The 2,144-nt window shown below is 69.0% G+C and carries 1 protein-coding gene and 1 pseudogene; one reads left to right on the forward strand and one right to left on the reverse strand.

Annotation, left to right across the window (positions count from 1 at the left end; genetic code table 11):
• Positions 1–259 (forward strand): annotated as a pseudogene (locus tag AC5E6L_RS05245) (hypothetical protein); the annotation flags it as partial.
• Here the strand turns inward: AC5E6L_RS05245 and AC5E6L_RS05250 are convergent.
• Positions 226–1,938, reverse strand: a complete 1,713-nt coding sequence (locus AC5E6L_RS05250) for a hypothetical protein (RefSeq protein ID WP_491771751.1) — start codon at positions 1,936–1,938, stop codon at positions 226–228. The pseudogene AC5E6L_RS05245 and the gene AC5E6L_RS05250 sit on opposite strands and share 34 nt — an antisense overlap.
• Positions 1,939–2,144: the final 206 nt, after the last annotated feature.

Below are 2,144 nucleotides of genomic sequence, written 5' to 3' on the forward strand. Positions count from 1 at the left end.
CCTGATCCTGGGGTGCCTTGCCTGGTGGCAGATGACGCTGCGCGGCATCGGCTTCAGCCGCCGCGAGACCACCGTGCTGGTCGCCACCCTGATCGCCATCGGCGCCAAGACGGTCGTGTTTCCGCTGCATGAAACGCGGTTCCATTTCCCCTATATGGTCGTGTTCGGCCTGGTGCTGGTCTGCGCGCTGCGCGATGTGGGCTTCCTGCCGCGCTCCTGGGCGGCTCAGCGTCCCAGCCGGGCGGCGATACGCGGGTGAACATAGGCCCGGTAGCAGGCGGTCAGCGCGACCTTGGGGCGGCCGCTCAGCGCCGGCGCGTAGATTTCGCCCAACTGCCTTGAATTGTCCCGGAAGGGGCATTGCGGCTCCAGAACGATGTCGGCGTCCATGATGGCGCCGAGCACGGCCTCGTCCGGCTCCGGCACGGACCGGTACGGATCGGCGCCTATGGCGATGTGGCGGGGACCGCTCTTGCCCAGAAGCCAGGGGAACGGATTGGCGAAATCGAGCGTCATGATCGTTTCATAGGCGAGCCCGCCCGCTTCCAGCCGCTTGAGCGCGCCGACCAGTTCGTCGGCGTTCTTCAGAAGGCCGATCTGAAAGCTGTGTTCCGAATAGAGCACGAAGGCGGGCAGTTCCCGGCGCTCGGCGACGTCGCGGGTGGCTTGCGGATGGGCGATGTAGTGGGCGCGCAAGTGTTCGAAATGCTCCACCTTGCGCGGCCGCACGGCCACCTGGCCCATGCGGCCCAGATGGGCGTGGGCGAGCGGCACCTGGCGGATCATCGACAGGTTGGCGCGGGCGGCGTGCTGGACGGTCTGCACCAGCGGCGGCAGCACGGTGCACGCGGCGAGCAGCGCCACGCCGGCCTTGGCCGCCTGCCTGTCCGGCTCGGCCAGCATGCGGGCGAGGGCGAAGACGACGATCGGCCACAGCGCGATCATCTCCTGGCTGCCGGTGTTCTGGCTCTCGAAGAAGATGCCGCCGGCAACGGCCGCGCCGATCCAGGCGACCGGGTGATCGCAGACGGCCCGCCAGGGCCGCTGGCCGCGCGCCGGCCGCGCGGGCAGCGCGAAAAGCAGCAGCGCGCCCAGAAGGCCCGCGAAGATGACGGTGCCGCCGGTCCGCGAGGCGCCCTGGACGAGGCGGTGGGCGATGCCGCCATCATTGATCCGGAACAGGGTGACGATGTCGTCCACATAGGCCGACACCAGCCCGGTCGACAGTTCGAGGCCGGCAAGGAACATCGCGAACACGGTCGCGCTGGCGAGGGCGCCGCGCAGGTGCAGGCGTCCGGCGGCCAGGGCCACAAGGCACACGAGGCCGGCGATGACGAAGCCCGTCACCTTGACCAGGAACAGGGCGAGCATCAGCGCGGCGACGAGCACCGCCATGAGCGCCTGGCTGCGCACGAAAAGAAGCACCGTCGCCAGAACATAGACCAGTTGGCTGGCATGCCGGTTGTAGATGCCGAAACCGTCCGAGCCCGGATAGGGATAATATTCGGTCGTGTTGAACGGCAGCAGCGTGTAGAGGGCGAACGGCACCGCGACGGCCAGCGCGACCACGGGCGTGCGGCGCGCGCAAGCGGCCAGCGCGAGCGCCATGAGCGGGATCGTGACGAAGGCGATCGACCAGCTGGCCGCATACATGGGCTGGGCATTGGGGAACAGGTCCAGCGTCCATGCCGCCAGATAGTATCCGAGCGGGCCGACCGGGGTGAAGAAGTCGATGTTGGGCCGCTGTCCGTCGCCGATGCGTTGCGCCGCGTCCAGATAGAGAAAGCTGTCCCAGTACATGGAGCCGAGCGGTGCCCGGATCGGCAGGACAAGGCCCGCCAGGATCAGCGCCGCCAGCGCGCCCATCACCAGCCAGGGCAGGGCGGACAGGCCCGCGCGCGGCAGGGGGGCGGACTGGTCGAGCGTGGTCGCGGTCATGATCGGCACTCTTCGCAGGCGGCGGGCGTTCGGCGAGTTTAGCGCGTGCGCCGCAGCGTCGCGTTAAGCGCGATGGTAAATCGTCTCTTATGGTTGACGGGGACGCCGGCCGGGACGGCGTGGCGCCGCGCTCAGGAGCGCGGCTTGAGGTTCTCGGGGTCGTAGAGCGGCTCGCGCGGCTCTGCCAAGGCCAGCTCGTGGCTCTT

Source organism: Roseitalea sp., assembly GCF_984466335.1.